20 protein-coding genes, 2 tRNA genes and 1 pseudogene are annotated in these 22,968 nt (G+C 58.5%); 3 read left to right on the forward strand and 20 right to left on the reverse strand.

Translation table 11 applies throughout. The features are described 5' to 3' along the window. Window positions 1-2 precede the first annotated feature (2 nt). From EC915_RS12845 to rnr, 5 genes are all read right to left on the reverse strand, one after another. Window positions 3-899 carry a hypothetical protein gene (locus EC915_RS12845; RefSeq protein ID WP_133750910.1) on the reverse strand — a complete coding sequence of 299 codons (897 nt, stop codon included), beginning with the start codon at window positions 897-899 and terminating at the stop codon, window positions 3-5. Between the two features lie 42 nt (window positions 900-941). After that, window positions 942-1,172, reverse strand: a complete 231-nt coding sequence (gene rpsR / locus EC915_RS12850) for a 30S ribosomal protein S18 (RefSeq protein ID WP_037015707.1) — start codon at window positions 1,170-1,172, stop codon at window positions 942-944. A 28-nt stretch (window positions 1,173-1,200) separates the two neighbouring features. Then, on the reverse strand, window positions 1,201-1,623 hold the full coding sequence (rpsF, locus tag EC915_RS12855) for a 30S ribosomal protein S6 (protein WP_062379020.1): 423 nt from the start codon (window positions 1,621-1,623) through the stop codon (window positions 1,201-1,203). A gap of 227 nt (window positions 1,624-1,850) precedes the next feature. Then, entirely contained in the window at window positions 1,851-2,600 is a 750-nt protein-coding gene (rlmB, locus tag EC915_RS12860; protein WP_133750911.1) for a 23S rRNA (guanosine(2251)-2'-O)-methyltransferase RlmB, read from the reverse strand. Next, window positions 2,597-5,224 (reverse strand): ribonuclease R, encoded by a 2,628-nt coding sequence (gene rnr, locus EC915_RS12865; RefSeq protein ID WP_133750912.1) that lies wholly within the window; start codon window positions 5,222-5,224, stop codon window positions 2,597-2,599. The genes rlmB and rnr overlap by 4 nt, the downstream gene beginning before the upstream one ends. 214 nt (window positions 5,225-5,438) lie before the next feature. Between rnr and EC915_RS12870 the strand changes: the two genes are divergently transcribed. Together EC915_RS12870 and EC915_RS12875 are read left to right on the forward strand one after the other, a co-directional pair. Beyond that, window positions 5,439-5,525: transfer RNA gene (locus EC915_RS12870), tRNA-Leu, on the forward strand. A 212-nt stretch (window positions 5,526-5,737) separates the two neighbouring features. Then, window positions 5,738-5,824 (forward strand) — tRNA-Leu (locus tag EC915_RS12875). A 271-nt stretch (window positions 5,825-6,095) separates the two neighbouring features. On the opposite strand, the gene EC915_RS12880 is transcribed toward EC915_RS12875, so the two are convergent. From EC915_RS12880 to EC915_RS12940, 14 genes and pseudogenes are all read right to left on the reverse strand, one after another. Further along, complete coding sequence (locus tag EC915_RS12880) at window positions 6,096-6,899, reverse strand: hypothetical protein (RefSeq protein ID WP_133750913.1); 804 nt, start codon at window positions 6,897-6,899, stop codon at window positions 6,096-6,098. A 284-nt stretch (window positions 6,900-7,183) separates the two neighbouring features. Next, window positions 7,184-7,426, reverse strand: a pseudogene (locus EC915_RS12885) (methyl-accepting chemotaxis protein); the annotation flags it as partial. Next, entirely contained in the window at window positions 7,408-7,557 is a 150-nt protein-coding gene (locus tag EC915_RS24830) for a hypothetical protein (protein ID WP_166650978.1), read from the reverse strand. The gene EC915_RS24830 and the pseudogene EC915_RS12885, both read right to left, overlap by 19 nt. Before the next feature lie 470 nt (window positions 7,558-8,027). Then, on the reverse strand, window positions 8,028-9,320 hold the full coding sequence (locus EC915_RS12890; protein WP_133750914.1) for an adenylosuccinate synthase: 1,293 nt from the start codon (window positions 9,318-9,320) through the stop codon (window positions 8,028-8,030). A 54-nt stretch (window positions 9,321-9,374) separates the two neighbouring features. Next, complete coding sequence (locus tag EC915_RS12895) at window positions 9,375-10,562, reverse strand: ATP phosphoribosyltransferase regulatory subunit (RefSeq protein WP_133750915.1); 1,188 nt, start codon at window positions 10,560-10,562, stop codon at window positions 9,375-9,377. Window positions 10,563-10,857: 295 nt separating this feature from the next. Beyond that, window positions 10,858-11,727 carry a protease modulator HflC gene (hflC, locus tag EC915_RS12900; RefSeq protein WP_133750916.1) on the reverse strand — a complete coding sequence of 290 codons (870 nt, stop codon included), beginning with the start codon at window positions 11,725-11,727 and terminating at the stop codon, window positions 10,858-10,860. Beyond that, on the reverse strand, window positions 11,727-12,899 hold the full coding sequence (gene hflK, locus EC915_RS12905; protein ID WP_133750917.1) for an FtsH protease activity modulator HflK: 1,173 nt from the start codon (window positions 12,897-12,899) through the stop codon (window positions 11,727-11,729). The genes hflC and hflK overlap by 1 nt, the downstream gene beginning before the upstream one ends. Before the next feature lie 96 nt (window positions 12,900-12,995). Next, entirely contained in the window at window positions 12,996-14,297 is a 1,302-nt protein-coding gene (hflX, locus tag EC915_RS12910) for a ribosome rescue GTPase HflX (RefSeq protein WP_133750918.1), read from the reverse strand. A gap of 12 nt (window positions 14,298-14,309) precedes the next feature. Beyond that, entirely contained in the window at window positions 14,310-14,570 is a 261-nt protein-coding gene (hfq, locus tag EC915_RS12915) for an RNA chaperone Hfq (protein ID WP_010221594.1), read from the reverse strand. Between the two features lie 90 nt (window positions 14,571-14,660). Beyond that, a complete protein-coding gene (gene miaA / locus EC915_RS12920) occupies window positions 14,661-15,632 on the reverse strand; it encodes a tRNA (adenosine(37)-N6)-dimethylallyltransferase MiaA (RefSeq protein WP_133750919.1) in 972 nt (323 codons plus the stop codon). After that, the gene (mutL, locus tag EC915_RS12925) at window positions 15,632-17,617 is read right to left on the reverse strand and encodes a DNA mismatch repair endonuclease MutL (RefSeq protein ID WP_133750920.1); all 1,986 of its coding nucleotides are present in this window, start codon (window positions 17,615-17,617) and stop codon (window positions 15,632-15,634) included. The genes miaA and mutL overlap by 1 nt, the downstream gene beginning before the upstream one ends. Then, a complete protein-coding gene (locus tag EC915_RS12930; RefSeq protein ID WP_218568085.1) occupies window positions 17,614-19,053 on the reverse strand; it encodes an N-acetylmuramoyl-L-alanine amidase in 1,440 nt (479 codons plus the stop codon). The genes mutL and EC915_RS12930 overlap by 4 nt, the downstream gene beginning before the upstream one ends. 2 nt (window positions 19,054-19,055) lie before the next feature. Continuing rightward, window positions 19,056-19,526 carry a tRNA (adenosine(37)-N6)-threonylcarbamoyltransferase complex ATPase subunit type 1 TsaE gene (tsaE, locus tag EC915_RS12935; RefSeq protein ID WP_133750922.1) on the reverse strand — a complete coding sequence of 157 codons (471 nt, stop codon included), beginning with the start codon at window positions 19,524-19,526 and terminating at the stop codon, window positions 19,056-19,058. Further along, window positions 19,514-21,010 (reverse strand): NAD(P)H-hydrate dehydratase, encoded by a 1,497-nt coding sequence (locus EC915_RS12940; protein WP_133750923.1) that lies wholly within the window; start codon window positions 21,008-21,010, stop codon window positions 19,514-19,516. The genes tsaE and EC915_RS12940 overlap by 13 nt, the downstream gene beginning before the upstream one ends. 62 nt (window positions 21,011-21,072) lie before the next feature. On the opposite strand from EC915_RS12940, the gene queG reads away from it, so the two are divergent. After that, window positions 21,073-22,221, forward strand: coding sequence for a tRNA epoxyqueuosine(34) reductase QueG (gene queG, locus EC915_RS12945; protein WP_133750924.1), 1,149 nt, complete (start codon window positions 21,073-21,075; stop codon window positions 22,219-22,221). Between the two features lie 79 nt (window positions 22,222-22,300). Here queG and EC915_RS12950 read toward each other — a convergent pair whose 3' ends face one another. After that, window positions 22,301-22,912 carry a trimeric intracellular cation channel family protein gene (locus tag EC915_RS12950; RefSeq protein ID WP_133750925.1) on the reverse strand — a complete coding sequence of 204 codons (612 nt, stop codon included), beginning with the start codon at window positions 22,910-22,912 and terminating at the stop codon, window positions 22,301-22,303. Between the last annotated feature and the right edge of the window lie 56 nt (window positions 22,913-22,968).

A 22,968-nucleotide genomic window follows, 5' to 3' on the forward strand; every position in this document is an offset into this window, starting at 1 on the left:
CTTTAACCTTCACCGTTCGCAGAACCGTTATCGGCGTCCTTCGACGCCAGACGGCCGCGAAAATCAATCAGGCTGTCGACAATGGCAAACACCACCAGCAACGGATAAATCAGCTGCATGAACAGCAACAACGTGACGTACAACCCCACCAGCCAGAACCGGGTCAGGCGCCTTGCAGCCACCAGACCATGAACCAAAGCCAGCCCCGCGAACATGAGCGGCACGCTGCACAACGGTGTCAACATCGCCAGTTGCGGACCGAAATTCGGCCCCACCAACATGCACACCAGCAGCACCAGCATCGGTGCCCGCGGGAGTCTCAAGCTGCGAAATTCGCGCCCGAAACCGCCCGGGTTATACAACAACGCCTGCCAGTAACGCCCAAGAATCAGGCATACCACGCTGACGATCTGCAACAACGCTGCTATCAGGCCATTAAGGACCGGTGTAATCAGTGCTCCCAGACGCGCTCGCTCTTCTACCGACATCTGCTGGTAGACATCACCGAAGACGTGGGGCAGGAGTTTCTGCAACTCCCCGGCCATGGCTTCGATGGGCTCGCGGAAAACCGCTCCCAGAATCACTGCGTACAACAATCCAAGCCCCACGCTGACCAGCAGCACGCGGACCCAGGACTCGCTGGCGCGCAATACAGCCGCCAACCCCCATGAACCCAGCAACACCATCAGGGTGCGTGGTTCACCGAAATACCACCAGACCAAGGCCGGCAGCAGAGCCCAGGCGAGTACGCTCAAGGCGTCGCTCAACCCGCGTCGCAGGAGCACAAGGCAACCTGCGGCAGCACTCAACCAGAACAACAGCGGCAACGCCGCACATCCAACCACTACCAGAGTGGCCTGCACGCGGCCGCGCATGATGAAGTCAGCCATGGCGCGCATGCGATTTATCCCTTACTGCGTTTTTGTCGACTGAACCTGGTCTCAGCGGCCGTGGCTGTCGGTGTAGGCCAGCAGGGCCAGGAAGCGGGCGCGCTTGATAGCGGTAGCCAGCTGACGCTGATAACGAGCTTTGGTACCGGTAATGCGGCTAGGAACGATCTTGCCGGTTTCGGATACGTAGGCTTTCAGGGTGTTGAGATCCTTGTAATCGATCTCCTTCACATTTTCAGCTGTGAAGCGGCAGAATTTACGACGACGGAAGAAACGTGCCATGTAATGGGCTCCTCAAAAGGTCCGTGGATTACTCGTCAGCGTTATCGCTGTTGTCGCTGTCATCACTGTCAACGCCTTCAGCGTCGGAGTGCTCAGGACGGTCGCGACGCTCACGGCGCTCACTGCGGTTTTCTTCGGCCTTGAGCATTTCGGACTGGCCGGTAACGGCTTCGTCGCGACGGATGACAAGGTTACGGATCACGGCATCGTTGTAACGGAAGTTGTCTTCCAGCTCGGCCAGGGCCTTGCCAGTGCACTCAACGTTCAGCATCACGTAGTGAGCCTTGTGAACATTGTTGATTGCGTAGGCCAGTTGACGACGGCCCCAATCTTCCAGACGGTGGATCTTGCCGCCGTCTTCTTCGATCAGCTTGGTGTAACGCTCAACCATGCCGCCGACTTGCTCGCTCTGGTCCGGGTGAACCAGAAAGATGATTTCGTAATGACGCATGAATGCTCCTTACGGGTTGTAGCCTGCCGCCAAGGCGGTCAGACAAGGAGTGAATAACACTGGTTTATCTTGCACAGGGACAGGCACATGAGCGCCTGCCGTGACAGCAAGGGGCGCAATTGTAGAGAAGGGGCTGGGGCGGCGCAAGGAGATTGGTGAATATTTGAGCAGCAGCTGCAAGCTGCAAGCCAAAGCAGAAACCGCCTGAGCTTGCAGCTTGCAGCAGACTACTTCCGTGCAGCGGCGCGCTGGCGCATGGCTTCGAACAGGCAAACGCCTGTGGCCACCGAAACGTTCAGACTGCTAACACTGCCCGCCATGGGCAGGCGAACCAGATAGTCGCAATGCTCACGGGTCAGGCGGCGCATACCTTTGCCTTCCGCACCCATGATCAGGATTGTCGGGCCGGTCAGGTCCTGCTGGTAAAGCTCTTGCTCGGCCTCGCCCGCTGCACCGACAACCCACAGCCCGCGCTGCTGGAGCTTCTCAAGCGTGCGCGCCAGGTTGGTCACTGCAACCAGCGGAATCACTTCCGCCGCGCCGCACGCCACTTTTCGTACAGTCGGAGTCAACGTTGCGGACTTGTCCTTTGGCACGATCACCGCCAGTGCCCCTGCCGCGTCGGCTGTACGCAGGCAAGCACCGAGGTTATGCGGATCGGTCACGCCATCCAGAACCAAAATCAGCGGCGGGCCTTCGGTACGGTCCAGCAGTTCGTCAAGCATCGCCTCGCCCCAGACCTGGCTTGGGCTCACATCCGCAACCACGCCCTGGTGAACACCCTCAACCCAGGCATCCATCTCCCGGCGCTCGGCCTGACCGACCGACACGCGGTTCTGCGCAGCCAGATCGATCAATACCTGCACACGCGGATCGCTGCGCCCTTCAGCCAGCCAGATCTGCTTGACCCGCTTTGGATGGTGGCGCAACAACGCTTCCACAGCGTGCACGCCATAGATTTTTTCCAGCTGACTCATGACTTCGCCTTAGGTTTACGCACCCCGCCGCTCTTGGCAGCCGGGGCCGAGTCCGATTTTGACGGACCCTTACGGTGTTTACTCGGTTTCCCTGTACTAGCTGCCGGAGCGGAATCACTCCGTGCCGGCTTTCCCGACGAAGCCTTGCTACCACCCTTCGCATCTGCCAACAGCGCCTTCTTCATCTCGCGGCTTTTGCGCACTTCGGCGTTTTTCGCTGCAGCATCGCTGGGGCGATACGCCTCCACCACAGGCTCTTTGCTAGCGCTGCGGCGGCTTGGGCGGGAGGCCGTGGCTTTGGTGTTCTCTTTATCTTTCTCCACTGGCGCAGGCTCTGCTGCTTTGCGCTTGCGACCAATTGGCGCGCTTGTGGTTTTTTCCGACATTTCGAAGTCGATCTTACGCTCGTCGAGATCGACGCGCATGACGCGCACCTCAACGGTATCGCCCAAGCGGAAGCTGCGGCCCGTGCGCTCGCCTGCCAGACGATGATGGACCGGATCGAAGTGGTAGTAATCGCCCGGCAGCGCGGTGACGTGCACCAGGCCTTCAACGTAAATGTCAGTCAGCTCGACGAACAGACCAAACCCTGTCACAGCCGTAATTACACCCGGGAAGGACTCGCCCACGCGATCTTTCATGAACTCGCACTTGAGCCAATTCACTACGTCACGCGTCGCCTCGTCGGCACGACGCTCGCTCATCGAGCACTGTTCGCCCAACTGCTCCAGCCCCGCCTCGTCGTACGGATAGATGCGCGCCTTCGGAATCGTCGGAGCACCGGCACGGCGAACGTGCGCAGTTTCCTGCCTGGATCGAATGACGCTGCGAATCGCGCGATGCGTCAGCAGATCCGGGTAACGACGGATCGGCGAGGTGAAGTGGGTGTACGCCTCGTAATTCAGACCGAAGTGGCCATTGTTGTCCGAGCTGTAAACCGCCTGGCTCAACGAACGCAGCATCACGGTCTGAATCAGGTGGTAATCCGGGCGGTCCTTGATGGTCTCCAGCAGCGCCTGGTAATCCTTCGGCGACGGGCCGTCTTTGCCCTTATGCAGGGACAGACCCAGCTCGCCAAGGAAAGCGCGCAGCTTTTCCAGACGCTCGGGCGGCGGACCATCGTGAACGCGATACAGGGCCGGAATTTCGTGTTTCTTGAGGAATTGCGCTGTGGCCACGTTGGCCGCCAGCATGCATTCCTCGATCAGCTTGTGGGCGTCATTGCGCGTGGTCGGACGAATTTCCGCAATTTTGCGCTCGGTGCCGAAGATGATCCGGGTTTCCTGGGTTTCGAAATCGATCGCGCCACGCGTGTGTCGGGTGGTCAGGAGGACTTTGTACAGCGCATAGAGCTGCTTGAGGTCCGGCACGACTTCGCTGTATTCGCCACGAAGCTGTTTGGCTTCGGTGGTTTTTGGGTGTTCCAGGATCGAGCTGACCTTGTTGTAGGTAAGGCGCGCGTGGGAGTGGATCACCGCTTCGTAGAACACGTAGTCGGTCATCTCGCCGGATTTGGAGATGGTCATCTCGCAAACCATCGCCAGACGGTCAACCAGCGGATTCAGCGAACAAAGTCCGTTGGACAGTTGTTCTGGCAGCATGGGAACGACGCGCTCGGGGAAATACACCGAGTTGCCGCGCACTTGAGACTCGGCGTCCAGCGCAGAACCGATCTTCACATAGCTGGAGACGTCGGCAATCGCCACGTAAAGCTTCCAGCCACCGGAGAACAAACGCAGCTTGCCGGGCTTGGCTTCGCAATAGACCGCATCGTCGAAGTCGCGGGCATCTTCGCCGTCGATGGTGACGAACGGCAAATGGCGCAGATCGACTCGGTGCTCCTTGTCCTTATCCTCGACTTCCGGCTTGAGCTTGGCGGCTTCCTTGAGCACCGCTTCAGGCCATACGTGCGGGATGTCATAAGTGCGCAGCGCGACATCGATTTCCATACCCGGCGCCATGTAGTTGCCGACCACTTCGACCACATCGCCTTGCGGCTGGAAGCGCGACGTAGGCCAGTGGGTGATCTTCACTTCAACGAACTGACCGACCCGGGCATCGGCATTGCGGCCCGGGGTAACCAGCACTTCCTGCTGGATCTTCGGATTGTCCGGCACGACGAAGCCGACGCCGCTCTCTTCGAAATAGCGACCCACGACGGTTTCGTGAGCACGGGAAATGACTTCGACGATCACCCCTTCACGACGACCGCGACGATCCAGCCCGGAAACCCGAGCCAAGGCGCGGTCACCGTCGAATGCCAGACGCATCTGCGCCGGGCTCATGAACAGGTCGTCGGACCCGTCATCGGGGACCAGAAAGCCGAAGCCGTCGCGGTGACCGCTGATGCGACCCAGGATCAGATCCAGCTTGTCCACCGGGGCATAGGTGCCGCGCCGGGTGTAGATCAATTGCGCATCGCGCTCCATTGCACGGAGACGGCGGCGCAGGGCCTCGATCTGATCTTCAGTCGTGAGGCCAAATTCCTCCACCAGCTGTTCACGGGCTGCAGGCGAGCCGCGATCAGAGAGGTGCGCCAGAATCAGCTCACGGCTAGGGATGGGGTTTTCGTATTTTTCCGCTTCACGAGCGGCCTCGGGATCGAGGGACTGCCAATCGGCCATTAGAATGAGTTCACCTTATCTGTATGCAATTAGTTTGGCATATACCAGATTGAAACGCGAAGACAGCGTTTGCTGAGGCTTTTCGCTATTTCAAAAAAAATTTCACCCAAGGGCTTTACAGCCCCGATTGTCGTCCGTAAGATGCGCCCCACAACGACGGCAGCGCCACGTTGTAGTTGAGTTCAAACGAAATATCGAGTGAAATCAACGCATTGCCCAGATGGTGAAATTGGTAGACACGCCAGCTTCAGGTGCTGGTGACCGCAAGGTCGTGGAAGTTCGAGTCTTCTTCTGGGCACCAATTCAAACAAAACCGAGCCAAGTGCTCGGTTTTGTGCTTTCTGGGGCTTATAGACCCTTCCGCAAAACCGTTTTGAGTGTAGATCAGTTCCCCGCCCCTGCCTTGCCGTACGCCCTACCCGAATCTGAACCTTGTCTACATTGTCGGACTGCACCAATATTTTTCAAAATCTTGTTGCACTGAAGCGAAAAATCTAATTAAATCAGCGCCATGCCCAGGTGGTGAAATTGGTAGACACGCCAGCTTCAGGTGCTGGTGACCTTACGGTCGTGGAAGTTCGAGTCTTCTCCTGGGCACCAAACAAAACAAAACCGAGCCAAGTGCTCGGTTTTGTGCTTTCTGGGGCCTAATAAGGTCCGGTGACAAATGTGGACGAATGCGAGCTACCACTCGGCAGCCACTCCGCATGTCTGGACGGCATTGTACGCACGCCCATACGTACTACTTCTTGGCCGGGCGCAGCCCCCTTCAGGCTGAATTGCGCCTTGCGGCTATTGCGCGATCTCGCACAACCGCACCACCCCGCGCGCCCTACATGATCTCCTGATCAAGAGGACATCGAATCGGGCACTACTTCACCTGGAAAGTACTTTTTTCAGATGGATACCAAAGGTTGTCGCGATAGACCCAGTAATTAACAACCAGGCTTCCCCCAATCAATGGCGAATAATTAGTGACCGGCAGCTTGGCAGTTACGGATTGTGCCTGCCGGTCGGCCGAATCGACCTTAAAGTCCGCATCATCGTAGTCAACGGCCGTTGCATTGGCCTTGATCCCCCGCCTGATGATTTTCACCGTCTCATCCAAAGCCATTCCGGAATACTCAAGAGTAACCGTGACACCACTTGCCTCATTCTTATTCTCGAGCTTGTCGAGTTCAAGCGTATTCTCTTGAGCTTCCAGGATTTTGGGCGCAGGCAAGTCAAGCCCTCGAACTTCAAAATCGGCAGCCGCAGAAGTTCGAATGACAGACTTAACCCCATTCTCAGCTTTTGCAGTCACGTAATATCTGATTTTGGCCATTCTTCCTCGAAGCGCTTTCAACTTGTCGGCAGGTACACTCAACGGGGTCACGTCCAGCGCCACAGTCAGCTCGGTCTTCCAATAAATGGTCGGATCACGCCCGGTCGCCTCGAGGAATACTACCCGCAAATGATCGCCCAGATTAAAATTGAAAAAACCGACGCTTTGCTGCGATTTCAAAAAGAACGGAAGGTCCATGTCTCCGATATACGCCAGGTCTTCAGTAGTTGGTTGTTCCGAAATCGGCAATCGGTAGGCCAACACAATATATTGCACGTTCTTCGTGCTGTCGTTAATCGTTGGCACGATCGGTTTTGTCGGATATTTATAAACCACTGGGGTGTTTGCCATTTCTTCGTCCTCGATTAACCATGACCAGGCAGTCCTATGCACACCGGTCAGAAAGTGCCAATACCCTTTCAGCAACTTCAAGCACAAAGTAATAATACGGCAGGCTACACAGCTGTCTACTGTCAAAAATGACAGTAGACAGCTTGATTCCCGGAACAGATGATGAAGAGTGACAGCCATGGAGGAGAATTACCGGACGCATCGACATCATCACTGCTAATGCCGCAATAAAAAAATATTGCGATATACATGGCCGACGTTATATCGATTCCCTCAACTACGCGTCACGCCCGGAACTGCCCCAGACTCGCCTTCAACTGTGCGGCCAACCGATCCAGGTTCTTGCCGCTGACCGTTGTTTCCACCGCCGCTAACACGGCCTTTTCCGCTTGAGCATGAATCACTTCCACGCGCCCTCTCACGGCCTGTGCGCTCCGCGCTTGGTGTTCAGCCGCACGTGTCGGCAACCCGATGGCTGCATTAACCTGCTCGACCGATACCTGCACGCTCAGTAACTGCAGACGCAAAACGACGCGACGCCCAGCACCACTGCCAGCACCCACAACACACCCAATCCCACCAGCGCCAGGCCGACACCGATTCTCAAGCGCAAGGCCTCGGCCGCGCCCCGAACCGTAGAGTTGGTGTTAGCTGCCATAGCCGAAGCGACTGTCTGAGCAGCTTGCAGCCGGACACGCAAAGAGTTGCACCTGTTCGTCTTTTAAACGCCTGGAAAGGCCCGCAATTAAATGCTGACGGGTGTTTTGCGAAAGGCGTTACGTCACGGCTGGCTGCTCCAGTTCGCTCGACAGGTGTTGCGAATCTACACCAAGGCGGGCAGTCAAATCAGTCTCAAGCTCAGTAGTACTCCTCCGGGTCAGGGCAACCGCCACCAACACTTGCATCAAAAGCGCAACGCCAAGAGCAATGAATACAGGCCGCAGCAGGGGGCTGCGAAGAAGCGAAAGGATGGCTGCCACTGGAGAATCCCACAAACCAAATGCCAGTAAAATGGTGGCACTTTTGTTGAGGATATCTACAGCAGGGCCGCGCCGTTGTGGCAGCGTGAATAAGACCCACAAAAAAGGGCCGCCAACGGCGACCCCTTTTATTTACTTCAACGACTTGTCAGTCGAACGGATGACGCAGAACGATGGTTTCGTTGCGATCCGGACCCGTCGAAATGATATCGATCGGCGCTCCCACCAGCTCTTCCAGACGCTTGATGTAAGCGCGCGCGTTGGCTGGCAGTGCTTCCAGGGTCTTGGCACCCAGGGTCGATTCCGACCAGCCTGGCATTTGCTCGTACACCGGCTCCAGGCCGATGTAGCTGTCGGCATCGGTCGGCGCATCGATCACGGCGCCATTTTCGTTCTTGTAGCCTACACAGATATTGATGGTTTCAAGACCGTCCAGAACGTCCAGCTTGGTCAGGCAGATACCCGAAATGCTGTTGACGTCGATGGCGCGACGCAGAATGACCGCATCGAACCAGCCGCAACGACGGGCACGACCGGTGGTTGCGCCGAACTCATGACCACGCTTGGCCAGAAACGCGCCGACATCGTCAAACAGCTCGGTAGGGAACGGGCCCGAACCGACGCGAGTGGTATAGGCCTTGGTGATGCCGAGGATGTAATCCAGGAACATCGGACCGACACCCGAACCTGTGGCGATACCGCCAGCGGTGGTGTTGGAGCTGGTGACGTATGGGTAGGTACCATGATCAATGTCCAGCAGCGAACCCTGCGCACCTTCGAACATGATGTCTTTGCCTGCGCGACGCAGGGCGTGCAGTTCAGCCGTGACGTCGAGCATCATCGGCTTGAGCAGCTCGGCGTACTCCATGCATTCGTCGAGAGTCTTCTGGAAATCGATCGCAGGTTCTTTGTAGTAATTGACCAGCACGAAGTTGTGGTAGTCCAGCAACTCGCCCAGCTTGGCGGCAAAACGCTCACGGTGGAACAGATCACCGATGCGCAGACCGCGCCGCGCAACCTTGTCTTCGTATGCTGGGCCGATGCCACGACCCGTCGTACCGATCTTGTGTTCGCCACGGGCCTTTTCACGCGCCTGGTCCAGGGCCACATGGTAGGACAGGATCAGCGGGCAGGACGGGCTGATGCGCAGACGCTCGCGCACAGGAATGCCCTTCTCTTCCAGCTTGGTGATTTCACGCATGAGTGCGTCAGGCGCCACGACCACACCATTACCGATCAGGCACTGCACACCTTCGCGCAGTACACCGGACGGAATCAGGTGCAGAACGGTTTTTTCGCCATCGATCACCAGGGTGTGACCGGCGTTGTGGCCGCCTTGATAGCGAACTACCGCGGTAGCATGTTCGGTCAGCAGATCAACGATCTTGCCTTTGCCCTCATCACCCCATTGGGTGCCCAGGACTACGACATTCTTACCCATAACACTTGTCCTCATTCACGCAAACTTGGTGCCGGCTGCCGCCGACAGGAAAACTCAAGAGGCCAGCGGCATTACCTGCCAAAGCTCTCCGTGCTGAATCAATTGCCGATCACAGTCGGCTTCTTTCGCTGCTGCGACCGATTGGCCGGGCAAAGCCTGAACCACGCGTTGACCTTCGCCACGCAACTGGCAGACTGCCCGCCAGAGCGCCGCATCCGTACTGTCGGGCATCCAGATCCCGCCAGACGGCAGCTGGATCTGTGCCTGCCCGAGGGTGACCAGGGTTTTCAAATCGGTAGAGAAGCCGGTCGCCGGACGTGCACGACCGAAGTCGGCACCGATGTCATCGTAACGACCGCCCTGGGCGATTGACTGGCCGACGCCTGGGACGAATACGGCAAACACCACGCCCGTATGGTAGTGGTAACCGCGAAGCTCACCGAGATCGAAGTACAACGGCAGGTCCGGGAAGCGAGCCGCCAGACGCTCGGCAATTTCCAGCAGATCGTCCAGCGCCTCGATCACAGGGGCCGGCGCATTGGCCAGACGGTCACGCGCTGCAGCCAGCACTTCACGCCCACCACACAGGTCGACCAGCGCCCGTAACATGGCTGCCAGCTCCGACGGCAGGTTCTGCGTCAGCGCGATGACTTCGTCGATGGCCTTGCGCTGCAAGGCGTCGAACAGCTGTTGCTCGACCTCACCGGACAACCCGGCTGCACGGGCCAGACCACGGTAAATACCGACATGGCCAAGATCCATGTGCACGTCAGGCACATCCGCCAGCTTCAGCATAGCCAACATCAGGCTGATGACTTCAACATCGCTGGTTGGACTGGCATCGCCATACAATTCGGCGCCCAGCTGAATAGGGCTGCGCGAGGACGACAATGCACGAGGCTGAGCATGCAACACGCTACCGGCATAACACAGGCGACTGGGGCCTTCGCGACGCAGGGTATGCGCATCTATCCGGGCGACCTGCGGGGTAATGTCCGCGCGAAAGCCCATCTGCCGGCCCGACTGCGGGTCGACCACTTTAAAGGTGCGCAGATCCAGATCCTGGCCCGCACCTGTGAGCAGTGATTCAAGGTATTCAATATGCGGGGTGACGACGAACTCATAGCCCCAGCTCTGAAACAGATCCAACACCTGACGACGCGCCACTTCTATGCGCGCAGCTTCCGGCGGCAGTACTTCCTCGATGCCATCCGGCAGCAGCCAGCGGTCAACCGTTGCCATTACGCCTTTCCCCTATGATCCGGGCGGCCAACCCTTGGGCGAGCCTTGAGTGAAGCAGACAGCGTTCAGCCCGGCGAATACGCTGGGGACGGTTCATCCCCGGACAAATGCGCTGCGGCTGTGTGAACACTGTCCTCGAAAAAACTGCCGCGCACGAAATACGCCACGGCCAATCAATCGTGTAGACGCAAAAAAGCCGGGAATTTCCCGGCTGCCGCATCATACACACGTTTTGCCGCGCGATCACCCTGCCGGGCAGTTTTGCCGCCCGGCGGAGCCATCGTTTACAGTGCGATTACGGTTTTGCTTTCTCCAGATAGCGAAAGAACTCACTGCCTGGATCAAGGACCATCACGTCGCTCTTGCTGGCGAAGCTTTCACGGTAAGCACGCAGGCTGCGGTAGAACGCGTAGAACTCCTGGTCTTGACCATAAGCCTTGGAGTAGATGGCAGCAGCCTGTGCATCACCATCACCACGCGCTTCCTCGGACTCACGATACGCTTCGGCCAACAGCACGCGACGTTGACGATCGGCGTCGGCACGAATGCCTTCGGCCAGTTCGTTACCTTTTGCGCGATGCTCACGAGCTTCACGCTCACGCTCGGTGCTCATACGCTCGAACACACTGCGATTCACCTCCTTCGGCAGGTCGATGGACTTGACCCGGACATCGACGACTTCGATCCCCAGTTCTTTTTCGGCCATCTTGTTCAGCGAAGCAGTGATGTCCTCCATCAGCTCGTCGCGCTTGCCCGATACCACTTCGTGCAGAGTGCGCTTACCGAACTGGTCACGAAGACCTGACTCCAGGCGACGGGACAGGCGCTCGTCAGCAATTTGTTTCATACCCGATGTCGCGGTATAGAAACGGCCTGCGTCCTTCACGCGCCATTTGGCGTAGGCATCGACCATGACCGCTTTCTTTTCCAGCGTCAGGAAGCGCTGAGTCGGCGCATCCAGGGTCAGCAGACGACCATCGAACTTGCGCACCTGATTGACATAAGGAGTCTTCACATGCAGACCTGGCTGAACATCAGCCTGAACCACACGACCGAACTGCAGCAGCACCGCACGCTCGGTCTGAGCGACGATATAGAAACTGTTCCACGCCACGACAGCCAGTACGACGCAAACAATGAGGGCGACCAGAGATTTATTGCTCATCAGCGAGTCTCCCTAGTACGCGTGTCACGTTGCTGTTGGGCATCCGCAGCACGGGAGCCCGGATCGACGACGGTGGTCGCAGCGGCATTGGCCGGCGATGTCGAACCGCTGCGATTGCTTTCGATCATTTTGTCCAATGGCAGATAAAGCAGGTTGTTCTGACCTTTGTTACCGGTCACAAGCACCTTGCTGGTGTTGCTGAAGACTTCTTGCATGGTATCCAGATACAGACGCTCGCGAGTGACCTCTGGCGCCTTGCGGTATTCGACGACCAGCTTGGTGAACCGGTCGGCCTCACCCTTGGCACGGGAAACCACTTCGTCACGGTAACCGTTGGCATCTTCGACGATGCGTTGAGCCTGACCGCGCGCCTCGGGTACTACGCCATTGGCATAGGTTTCGGCCTGGTTACGTGAACGCTGCTCGTCTTCACGGGCACGGATCACATCATCGAAAGCTTCCTGAACTTCACGCGGCGCCGCAGCGCTCTGCACGTTCACCTGAGTTACCGAAATACCGGTGCGATAGGTATCGAGAAATTTCTGCAGTCGATCCTTTATTTCCCCGGCCATCTTCTCGCGTCCTTCGGTCAGCACGCTGTCCATCGAGGTCGAACCCACGACATGGCGCAACGCACTTTCGGTCGCGTTCTGCAGACTCACCTCAGGCTGATCGACATTGAGTACGAAGTCCTGGATTTTGGTGATCTTGTATTGGACGGTCAACGGTACCTCGACGATGTTCTCGTCTTCGGTGAGCATCTGGCCCTGCTTGCTGTACGCGCGTTCACGCGTAACGTTTTCCAGGTACTTGTGATCGAATGGCGGGAAATAGATATTCAGACCCGGCCCGACAGTTTCGTGATATTTCCCGAAACGCAGCACCACAGCCTGTTCCTGCTCGTCGACCACATAGATCGCGCTATAAAGCCAGACGGCAAGCAACACGACAAGGCCGATACCGAGCACGCCGAAGCCGCCGCCCTTGCCTGAACCGCCGCCGCTGCTGCTGCCATCGCGTTTCTTACCACCACCGAACAACCCCTTCAGGCTTTCCTGCAGCTTTCGGAAGGCCTCGTCGAGATCCGGTGGCCCCTTGCGGTCGCCGCCCTTGCGCTTACCACCCCAAGGATCCTGATTATTCGAGTTGCCACCCGGCTCATTCCAAGCCATAGCGCTCTCCATCTGATAAAGCAAAGACGCGCCCGCGGCGCGCCGACCAATGCTACAGAATGCCCATCGAAGCAGCACAGCCGCTTCTTCAGGCTTTTATTGCAAAGTGTGTTGCTCGATGAACTCCAGCGGCTGCAGTCCTTCGCGACTCACCAGGCGATTTAGTTCAACTCGGGGTAAACGCACTGCCAGCAGGCTCTGACCTTCATCGTCATGTTCTTCGCTCTGCACCGCACCCAACTGAAAGAACTGGGCACGCAACCGGGCAAAACGTTGAGACAGGCACAAGGTGCCAACGAACAGATCGTTGCCCAGCAGCTCTGCAATGGCTTGCTTGAGCAAATCCAGACCGCGACCGTCGCGAGCAGAAACCCAGACTCGCTGCGGCTTGCCATCGGCATCGCGTTGAATCTGAGGCTCGACCCCTTCGAGCAAATCGAGTTTGTTATAGACCTCCAGCATCGGCAAGTCCTGGGCACCGATCTCGCCAAGAACCGCCATTACTTGCTCGATCTGTTCCATGCGGTCGGGCTCATGAGCGTCGATCACATGCAGCAGAAGGTCTGAGTTGCTCGACTCTTCAAGCGTCGCCCGAAAGGCCTCGACCAGCTTATGCGGCAAATGGCGGATGAATCCCACCGTATCGGCCAGCACGATCGGCCCAAGGTCATTGAGTTCGAGACGGCGCAAGGTAGGATCCAGCGTTGCGAACAGCTGGTCAGCGGCGTAAACATTGGAGTCGGTCACCGTATTGAACAGTGTCGATTTCCCGGCGTTTGTGTATCCAACGATGGAAACAGTCGGGATGTCAGCCCGGGAACGTCCGCGACGGGCCTGGTCCCGCTGACTGCGGACCTTTTCCAGACGGCCTTTGATCTGACGCAGGCGAACCCGCAGCAGGCGACGGTCCGTCTCGAGCTGAGTCTCACCTGGACCGCGCAGGCCGATACCACCGCCCTGGCGCTCAAGGTGCGTCCATCCACGAACCAGACGCGTGCTCATGTGCTCGAGCTGTGCCAGCTCGACCTGCAACTTGCCTTCATGAGTCCGCGCGCGCTGGGCGAAGATATCGAGAATCAGGCCCGTACGGTCAAGCACGCGACACTCGAAAACGCGTTCGAGGTTGCGTTCCTGACTCGGCGTAAGAACATGATTGAAAATGACCAGATCGGTTTTTTCGGCGTGGACCAGATCGCGTAACTCCTCGACCTTGCCGCTGCCTACCAGATATTTGGCAGTTGGCCGATGCCGTGGCACGTTGATAAACGCAACGATATCGGCACCTGCCGAAAGAGCCAGCTCCCGGAACTCCTGCGGATCTTCGCGCGCCTCAGGGTCCTGACCATCCAAATGAACGAGGATTGCCCGCTCACCACCACTGTGGCGCTCAAAGAACAAGGCAGACTCCTATCAGGCGTTACCTGGCTCGGCGTCACCCTGTTCGGATTCGGTCGCGCTAGGCAGACGAATTGGACGAACCGGTACGACAGTCGAGATTGCGTGCTTGTAAACCATTTGGCTGACAGTGTTTTTCAGCAAAATTACGAACTGGTCGAAGGACTCGATCGTGCCTTGCAGCTTGATACCGTTTACCAGATAGATCGAAACCCCCACTTTCTCTTTACGCAAAGTGTTCAGGTAAGGGTCTTGTAGCGAATGCCCTTTTGACATGTGCCGCACTCCTTTAAGGATCAATAGAATAAATTCAAAAACATTGGCTTGGCCGTTACCCCCCAAGGATAGACGGCTAATTGCAAGGACTCAGCTCAATATGGAGACCGACCCCAGGTATTTCAAGGCGCGTGGCAGATTGTCGCAAGCCAGGCTGTCCAACCAGTGTAGATTTTCCCAGCTTCGTAACCAGGTGAACTGTCTCTTGGCCAACTGGCGCGTGGCAATGATGCCGCGCTCCTGCATCTGATCCCGAGTCAGCCCGCCGTCCAGATAGTCCCAGACCTGGCGATACCCTACAGCTCTTATAGACGGTAAATTCGAGTGCAGGTCACCCCTCGAACGTAACGCTACGACTTCTTCAACAAATCCTTCATCAAGCATTTTCCCGAATCGCAGTGCAATCCGGTCGTGCAGTACCTTGCGATCCACCGGAGCAATGGCGAGATTTGCCACAGTATAGGGCAATTGTTGGCGCCCCGAACCGCCAGCTTGAGCACTTTGCGCACTTTGTTGCGCACGGTGGGCGGTCATGCTCATCCCGCTTACACGATAAACTTCCAGCGCACGAACCAGGCGCTGCGGATCATTGGGATGGATTCTAGCCGCCGACACCGGATCGACACATGCCAATTCATCATGCAGCGCCTGCCAGCCCAATGTGGCCGCTTCGATCGCCAGTTGCGCCCGAACCTGAGCATCGGCGGCCGGCATGTCAGCCAGGCCTTCCAATAGAGCCTTGAAATAGAGCATGGTGCCGCCGACCAACAGGGGGATTTTTCCCCTTGCGGTAATTTCGGCCATCGCTTGCAATGCATCAGTTCGAAAATCTGCAGCGGAATAACGCTGAGACGGGTCGAGAATATCGATCAGCCGGTGTGGGTATGTTTCCAGGAGCGTTTTGGAAGGCTTGGCAGTGCCGATGTCCATGCCACGGTAGATCAGTGCCGAATCGACGCTGATCAGCTCGCATGGCAGTACCTCGGTCAGTTCGATGGCAAGGTCGGTCTTGCCAGCGGCGGTCGGCCCCATCAAAAAGATGGCCGGAGGAAAAGCACTCATCAGCGACCGCGCAGAAACAATTTGTCGAGATCGTCCAGCCCCAACTGTGTCCAGGTCGGCCTGCCGTGGTTGCACTGACCGCTACGCTCGGTGTTTTCCATGTCGCGCAACAGGCCATTCATTTCAGGGATCGCCAGGCGTCGATTGGCTCGAATAGCGCCGTGGCACGCCATGGTGCCGAGCAATTCGTTCATGTGCGCCTGGACCCGGTCGCTGGTGCCGTATTCCATAAGGTCGGCCAGGACGTCATGCACCAGCCGATTGGCTTCGGCCTGCTTGAGCAAGGCCGGGATCTGGCGGATCGCCAGGCTTTCAGGCCCAAGGCGCTGCAACTCGAAACCCAGTTGCTGGAAGGTCGCCATGTGTTCTTCCGCGCAATCGGCCTCACGCTGACTGACTGCAATCGACTCAGGCACCAAGAGTGGCTGGCCGCTCAGGCCTTCACTAGCCATGGCGATCTTCAGGCGCTCATACATGATGCGTTCATGGGCTGCGTGCATATCCACCAGCACCAGCCCGTGGGCGTTCTCGGCGAGGATATAAATCCCCTTGAGCTGAGCTAATGCGTAGCCCAGTGGTGGAATGTCGCCCTGCGAATCAGGCAGAGAAACGCCACCCGCTGCGCCCGGGGTCGTCGGCGCGCCAGGCAGCGGAGCGAAAAACTCACGGTATGCGGCCTGCGCTTCTTCGGCAGGCAACACCGAGGAGGGACGCGGGGTGTACTGATATTGATAACCGGCGCCACTGCCGGATCCCGGAGCAGGACTGGTCGAGGTGCTCCAGGCAGGGCCCTGTGGCGTTTCCAGCACATTATTGGCTAGACGCATTTCGCCCTGCGGCCCGAACTCGCCCGCTTGCGGTCCGCTCGGACGGACAAGCGCTGTAACCGATGTGGTGCCAGCCAGCTGATCTTCCGGCCGCACGTCGCCGAGCGCGCGATGCAGAGTGCCATACAGGAAATCGTGCACCATACGCCCGTCACGGAAACGCACTTCATGCTTGGTCGGGTGCACATTGACGTCGACCACGGCCGGATCGACTTCAAAAAACAACACGAACGTCGGATGGCGCCCGTTGAACAACACATCGCGGTACGCCTGACGCACCGCATGGGCGACCAGTTTGTCGCGCACCGCACGGCCATTGACGAAGAAGTATTGCAAGTCCGCCTGGCTGCGCGAGAAGGTCGGCAACCCGACCCAGCCCCAGAGCTTCAGACCGTTGCGCTCGACTTCGATAGGCAGCGCCTGTTCGAGGAAGCCTGGACCGCAGACCGCCGAGACCCGCCGCGCGCGGGCAACGTCGTCACGGGCTTCGTGCAGACTCAAAATGGTCTTGCCGTTATGACGCAAATGGAAAGCCACGTCGAAACGGGCCAGCGCCATGCGCTTGATCACTTCTTGCAAGTGATCGAATTCGGTCTTTTCGGCCTTGAGGAATTTGCGGCGGGCCGGCGTGTTGAAAAACAGGTCGCGCACTTCAACCGAAGTGCCCACAGGATGCGCTGCAGGCTGAACCCGGGAGACCATGTCGCGGCCTTCGGTTTCTACCTGCCAGGCCTGATCGGCGTCGCGGGTACGCGAAGTGAGTGTCAGTCGAGCCACGGAGCTGATAGAGGCCAGGGCCTCGCCACGAAAACCAAGGCTCATGACCCGCTCAAGGTCTTCCAACTCGCGGATTTTGCTGGTGGCATGACGCGCCAGAGCTAACGGCAGATCATCTGAAGAAATGCCACCGCCGTCATCGCGAACGCGCAGCAGCTTGATACCGGCCTGTTCGACGTCTATATCAATGCGTCTGGCACCGGAGTCGAGGCTGTTCTCAAGCAGCTCCTTGATGACCGAAGCAGGACGCTCGACCACCTCCCCCGCCGCGATCTGGTTTGCCAGCCGCGGGCTGAGCAGTTCTATGCGTGAAGCCTGAGCCCCCGGCTCATTGCCTGCACGGGCATCGACGCCTGACTCATCGAGCAACAGATCACTCATGGCTCACCCGCCAGATCGGCGCTCGGAATCTTCAATTGCTGACCGGCTTTCAATTCATCGGAACGCAGTTTATTCGCCGAACGCAAGGCGGCCATGCTCATGTCGTACCGCACAGAAATCATGCTCAGCGACTCGCCAGGACGCACGACATGCTCACGCGCTCCCATCGCCAGCTTGCCGGTGTCCCGCAGCCACGCAATGTAGGTGCCCTGAGGCGGATTCTGCTGGAAGAACTGTTTCACGCCAGCAGTGATGGAGCGCGCCAACGCTTGCTGGTGACTGGCACCTTGCAGTTTGTTGGCCTCGGCGGCATTGGAGATGAAGCCGGTTTCGACCAGGATCGAAGGAATGTCCGGCGACTTGAGCACCATGAACCCTGCCTGCTCGACCCGCGCCTTGTGCAGCGACGTCACGCGACCGATGTTGGTCAGCACTTTTTGCCCCACGTTCAGGCTCGACGTCAGCGACGCGGTCATCGACAGATCGAGGAGCACACCGGCCAGCATGCGGTCCTTGTCATCGAGACTTACAGCGCCTGCCCCGCCGATCAGGTCGGAACGGTTTTCACTGTCCGCCAGCCAGCGGGCAGTTTCGGAAGTCGCACCGCGCTCTGACAGGGCGAACACCGAAGCGCCGAAAGCGGCCGAAGAAGGCGCGGCGTCAGCGTGAATGGAAACGAACAGGTCAGCCCCCTTGGCACGGGCGATCTCGGTGCGCTTACGCAGCGGAATGAAGTAGTCGCCGGTGCGGGTCAGTTCGGCACGATAGCCTTTTTCGGCATTGATCTGACGCTGCAATTCCTTGGCGATCGACAACACCACGTTCTTTTCTTTCTGGCCCTGGCCACCTGAGGCGCCGGGGTCTTCACCGCCGTGCCCGGCGTCGACCACAACAACGATATCGCGCTTGCCATTAGGCACCGGCGACAGTTTGATTTCAGGTTTGGAGGGAGTGACCGGCACCGCAGGCGTCGCCGGTGCCACTGTTGCGGGTGTGTCAGCAACGGTTGGCGGCGGGTTGGCGTCCGCAGGGTTGTCATAAAGATCGACCACCAGCCGGTTGCCGTACTGCTGGTTCGGGGCCAGGGTAAAGCTCTTCGGGGTCACGGCCTTTTTCAGGTCGATGACCACCCGCAGATCATCCGGCGTACGTTGCGCTGAGCGCATGCTGGTAATCGGTGTGTTGGCAGTCGGGACGTTGAGGGCACCGCCCAGGGTCGCGCCATTGATGTCGATCACCAGACGGTCCGGGGACTGAAGGGTGAAAACGCTGTGCTGAACCGGCCCGGACAGGTCGAAAACCAGTCGAGTGTTATCCGGAGCACGCCATAAGCGGACACTTCGTACCTGTGACGCGGCCAACGCATCGACGGCCAGAGTCGTCAGCAGCAGTCCAATCACAGTAACCAGCGCGCGCATGCGCATACCTAACCCCATATCTATTTGAATTCCAAAGCCAAAGCGGCACACCACTGCTCACCGCGCGAGCTTTTCGGGCTCAAGGTCAACGCTCTACCCCGCGCGTGCGGCCTAATGGTAATGATCAGGTCGGGCTTTGGCAAAAAGCCTGCACCGAGATCGGGCCACTCGATCAGGCAAAGTGCTTTGCCGTCGAAGTAGTCGCGTATGCCGAGGAATTCTAGCTCTTCTGGATCAACAAGTCGGTAAAGATCAAAGTGATACGCGCGATTTCTCCCAATTTCATAAGGTTCTACGAGCGTGAAAGTCGGGCTTTTTACCGCGCCGGTGTGACCCAGACCGCGAATGATTCCTCGCGAAAGCGTGGTCTTGCCAGCGCCCAGATTCCCTTCCAGAAATATAATCCCATTGCTTTCAGTGACTTGGGCAATCCGTGCGCCAAAGTGGGTCATCGACTCTTCACCGATCAGGTGCAGGGTTAGCTCAGACACGGTCGATGTTCCTCCAGAAGCTTGCGGATAACAGGAATCAGATCAGCGGCAGCCATGCCACGCCCGCTGGCGCCACATTTTTCACCGGCCAGCGCGTGCAACCAGACTGCAAGGCAGGCTGCCTCGAACGCAGGCATCTGTTGCGCAAGCAGTGCGCCAATCACGCCGGACAGCACGTCACCCAAGCCGCCGGTTGCCATGGCCGGATGGCCGTGATCGGCAAGTGCAAGTTGGCCTGCAGGGCTGGCGATCAGGCTGCCGCTGCCTTTGAGTACACAAACAGCGTTGAATTTTTTGGCCAATGCGCGAGCCGCCGCCGGGCGGTCGGCCTGGACTTCTTGGGTGCTGATGTCCAGCAAGCGCGCCGCCTCACCGGGATGCGGAGTGATCACGCAATCCCTGGGCAACTGCACGAAACCCGCCGCGAGTTGATTCAGCGCGTCGGCGTCCCAAACCTGCGCGCGCTCGGCATTGGCGGCGGCCGACAACAGGCTACGCCCCCAACTGTGCTGCCCCATACCAGGCCCGACGACCAGCACGGTGGCGGGCTCGATCAGCGCCATCAACTGGTTGGCCGAACTCACCCCGGCGGTCATGACTTCCGGAAAACGGGTCAGCGCTGCACTGACATGTTCGGGACGGGTGGCCAGCGTGACCATGCCCGCGCCACTGCGTAGCGTACTTTCAGTGGACAGCAAGGCAGCGCCACCAAAGCCGAGGTCGCCGCCAATGACCAGAACTCGGCCAAACATGCCCTTGTGAGCGGTGCGCGGACGCGGATTGAGCGTCGGCAGATTAGATGCATCCAGACGTGTAACGCTGACCGGCGTTTGTTCGACAAGCACGCGATCAGCTTGCAGATCGTCGAAAACCAGCTCACCGACCAGATCCGCCGCATCACCGGTAAACAGCCCGACTTTAAGGCCGATGAAGGTTACCGTCAGCTCGGCGCGAACAGCCACCCCCAGAGTGTGTCCGGTATCGGCGCAAAGCCCTGAGGGAATGTCGACCGCCACGACCGGCAGGCCGCTGTCGTTGATCAACTCGATGACATGGGCATAAGGCGGAAGGACTTCGTCTTTGAGCCCTGTGCCCAATAAGGCATCGACGATGATTCCGCTCAGTGTTTGCTGATGCCAGTCCTGAACGTCGACCTGTTCGCTCAGGGCTTCTTTATAAGCGGCTTCTGCGTCACCGGTCAGTACAGCGCAGCAGCCTACCGCCAGCACCGTTACTTTCCAGCCTGCGCGCTTGGCCAACACTGCAATCAGATAGCCGTCTGCAGCGTTATTACCGTGTCCGGCGAGCACTGTCAGCTCCTGTCCGTCTGGCCAGCGGCGGCGTATGGCCCGCCAAGCGGCATGGGCAGCGCGCTGCATCAACTCGATGCCCGGCGTGCCCGCGGCGATGAGGCGTGCATCAAGGTCGCGCACGTGGGCGGCGCTATACAGTGCGTCGGGAAATGGGGGTTTGCTATGCAACATGCGTCTTTAGGCTCCGATGTCTGGCAGAATTATACGCACCTGTGCCCCGGTGTCCTCCTTGCATGTCCGCGATTACTGTCGACCCATCAACCGATTCATCAGCAAACCTGACGCCACTGACGGCTGCTGGGTTGACCGAGCTTGCCTTGGCAATCAAGGACTGGGGGCGTGAACTCGGTTTTCAGCAGGTCGGCATCTCAGGGCTGGATCTGGCGGAACATGAGCAGCATCTGGAGCGCTGGCTCGAAGCCGGGTACCACGGCGAGATGGACTATATGGCAGCGCATGGCAGCAAACGTTCGCATCCGCACGAACTGGTGCCGGGTACGCTGCGGGTTGTCTCATTGCGCATGGACTATCTGCCGGGTGATACCCAGATGGCACAGCTGCTCGCACAACCCGAAAAGGCCTACGTGTCGCGCTATGCGTTGGGCCGCGATTATCACAAGCTGATTCGCAAGCGCGTCCAGCAACTGGCCGAGCGGATTCAGCAGGCTATCGGCCCGTTCGGCTTTCGCGCTTTCGTCGACAGCGCACCGGTGCTGGAAAAGGCCATCGCCGAGAAAGCCGGGCTGGGCTGGATTGGCAAGAACACCCTGGTGCTCAATCGCAAGGCGGGCAGTTATTTCTTTTTAAGCGAGCTGTTCGTCGATCTGCCGCTGCCGGTGGATCCGCCCCATGCCACTGAACATTGCGGTCGTTGCAGCGCCTGCCTGGAGGTATGCCCGACCAATGCCTTCGTCGGCCCTTATGTACTGGACGCGCGCCGCTGCATCTCCTACCTGACCATCGAATTGAAAACGTCGATCCCTGAAGAGCTGCGCTCACTGATCGGCAACCGGGTATTCGGCTGCGACGATTGCCAGATCGTCTGCCCTTGGAACCGTTTCGCGCGACCGACCGATCAAAACGACTTCAAGCCGCGTCACGGCCTGGATAACGCTGAGTTGACGACGTTATTTTTGTGGGATGAAACCACTTTCCTCAGTAACACCGAAGGCTCGCCGTTACGTCGCGCGGGGTATGAGCGATGGTTGCGCAACCTGGCCGTGGGATTGGGCAATGCGCCGTCGAGCATTCCGGTGCTTGAGGCCTTGAAAGCACGCCTGGAGGACCCCTCGGAAATGGTGCGTGAGCATGTGGAGTGGGCGTTGCGACAGCATGCGAGCAAGGCAGCCGCCAAGAACCGAGTTCCACTCTGCGGGGAGTGAACAAGCCCCACCCCACAGAAAACCGCATCGGCACCGGCCCTCTGGGCTGCCCCGTGGTTACTTCACACGATGACAGCGCTCAATGCCCATCCTTATAAACGAACTTGGGCATTTCCCAGTGAAACCTGATCGCCAGCAACCTCAGCAGCAACCCGCCAAATAGAGTGATCAGCGTGCCCTGCTCAATTGGCAGCCCAGCGTATTGGCACAGCAGAAAGCACCAGGCAGCCGCGAATGAAACGCTGGCATACAGCTCGCGACGAAAGATCAGGGGGATGTCATTGCAGAAGATGTCTCGCAGAATGCCGCCGAACGTGCCGGTTATTACGCCACTCACCGCCGCCACCATCATGCTCAGGCCCATGTCCAGCGCAGTCGTGCAGCCGATGACGGTGAAGGCGACCAGCCCCAGCGCATCAAGCACCAGAAACAGCGAGCGCAGATGGCGCATCAAGGGTGCGATAAACACAGTCACTAACGCCGCAACGCTGGTGAGAATGAGGTACTCCGGGTGTTTGACCCACGTCAGCGGGTAGTGGCCCAGCAGCACATCACGCACCGAACCGCCACCCAGTGCGGTGATGCAAGCAATCAACACCACGCCGAACCAGTCCATGCCACGACGCCCGGCGGACAGCGCGCCGGTCATGGCCTCAGCGGTAATGGCGATCAGATAGAGCATCAGCAGCATGGTGGCGGTCCCTGCGAGAAAGGAGCGCAGTCTAACCAGTCAGCCAGAGCACCAAA

This window comes from Pseudomonas sp. LP_7_YM, assembly GCF_004364435.1.
Classification (GTDB): Bacteria; Pseudomonadota; Gammaproteobacteria; order Pseudomonadales; family Pseudomonadaceae; genus Aquipseudomonas.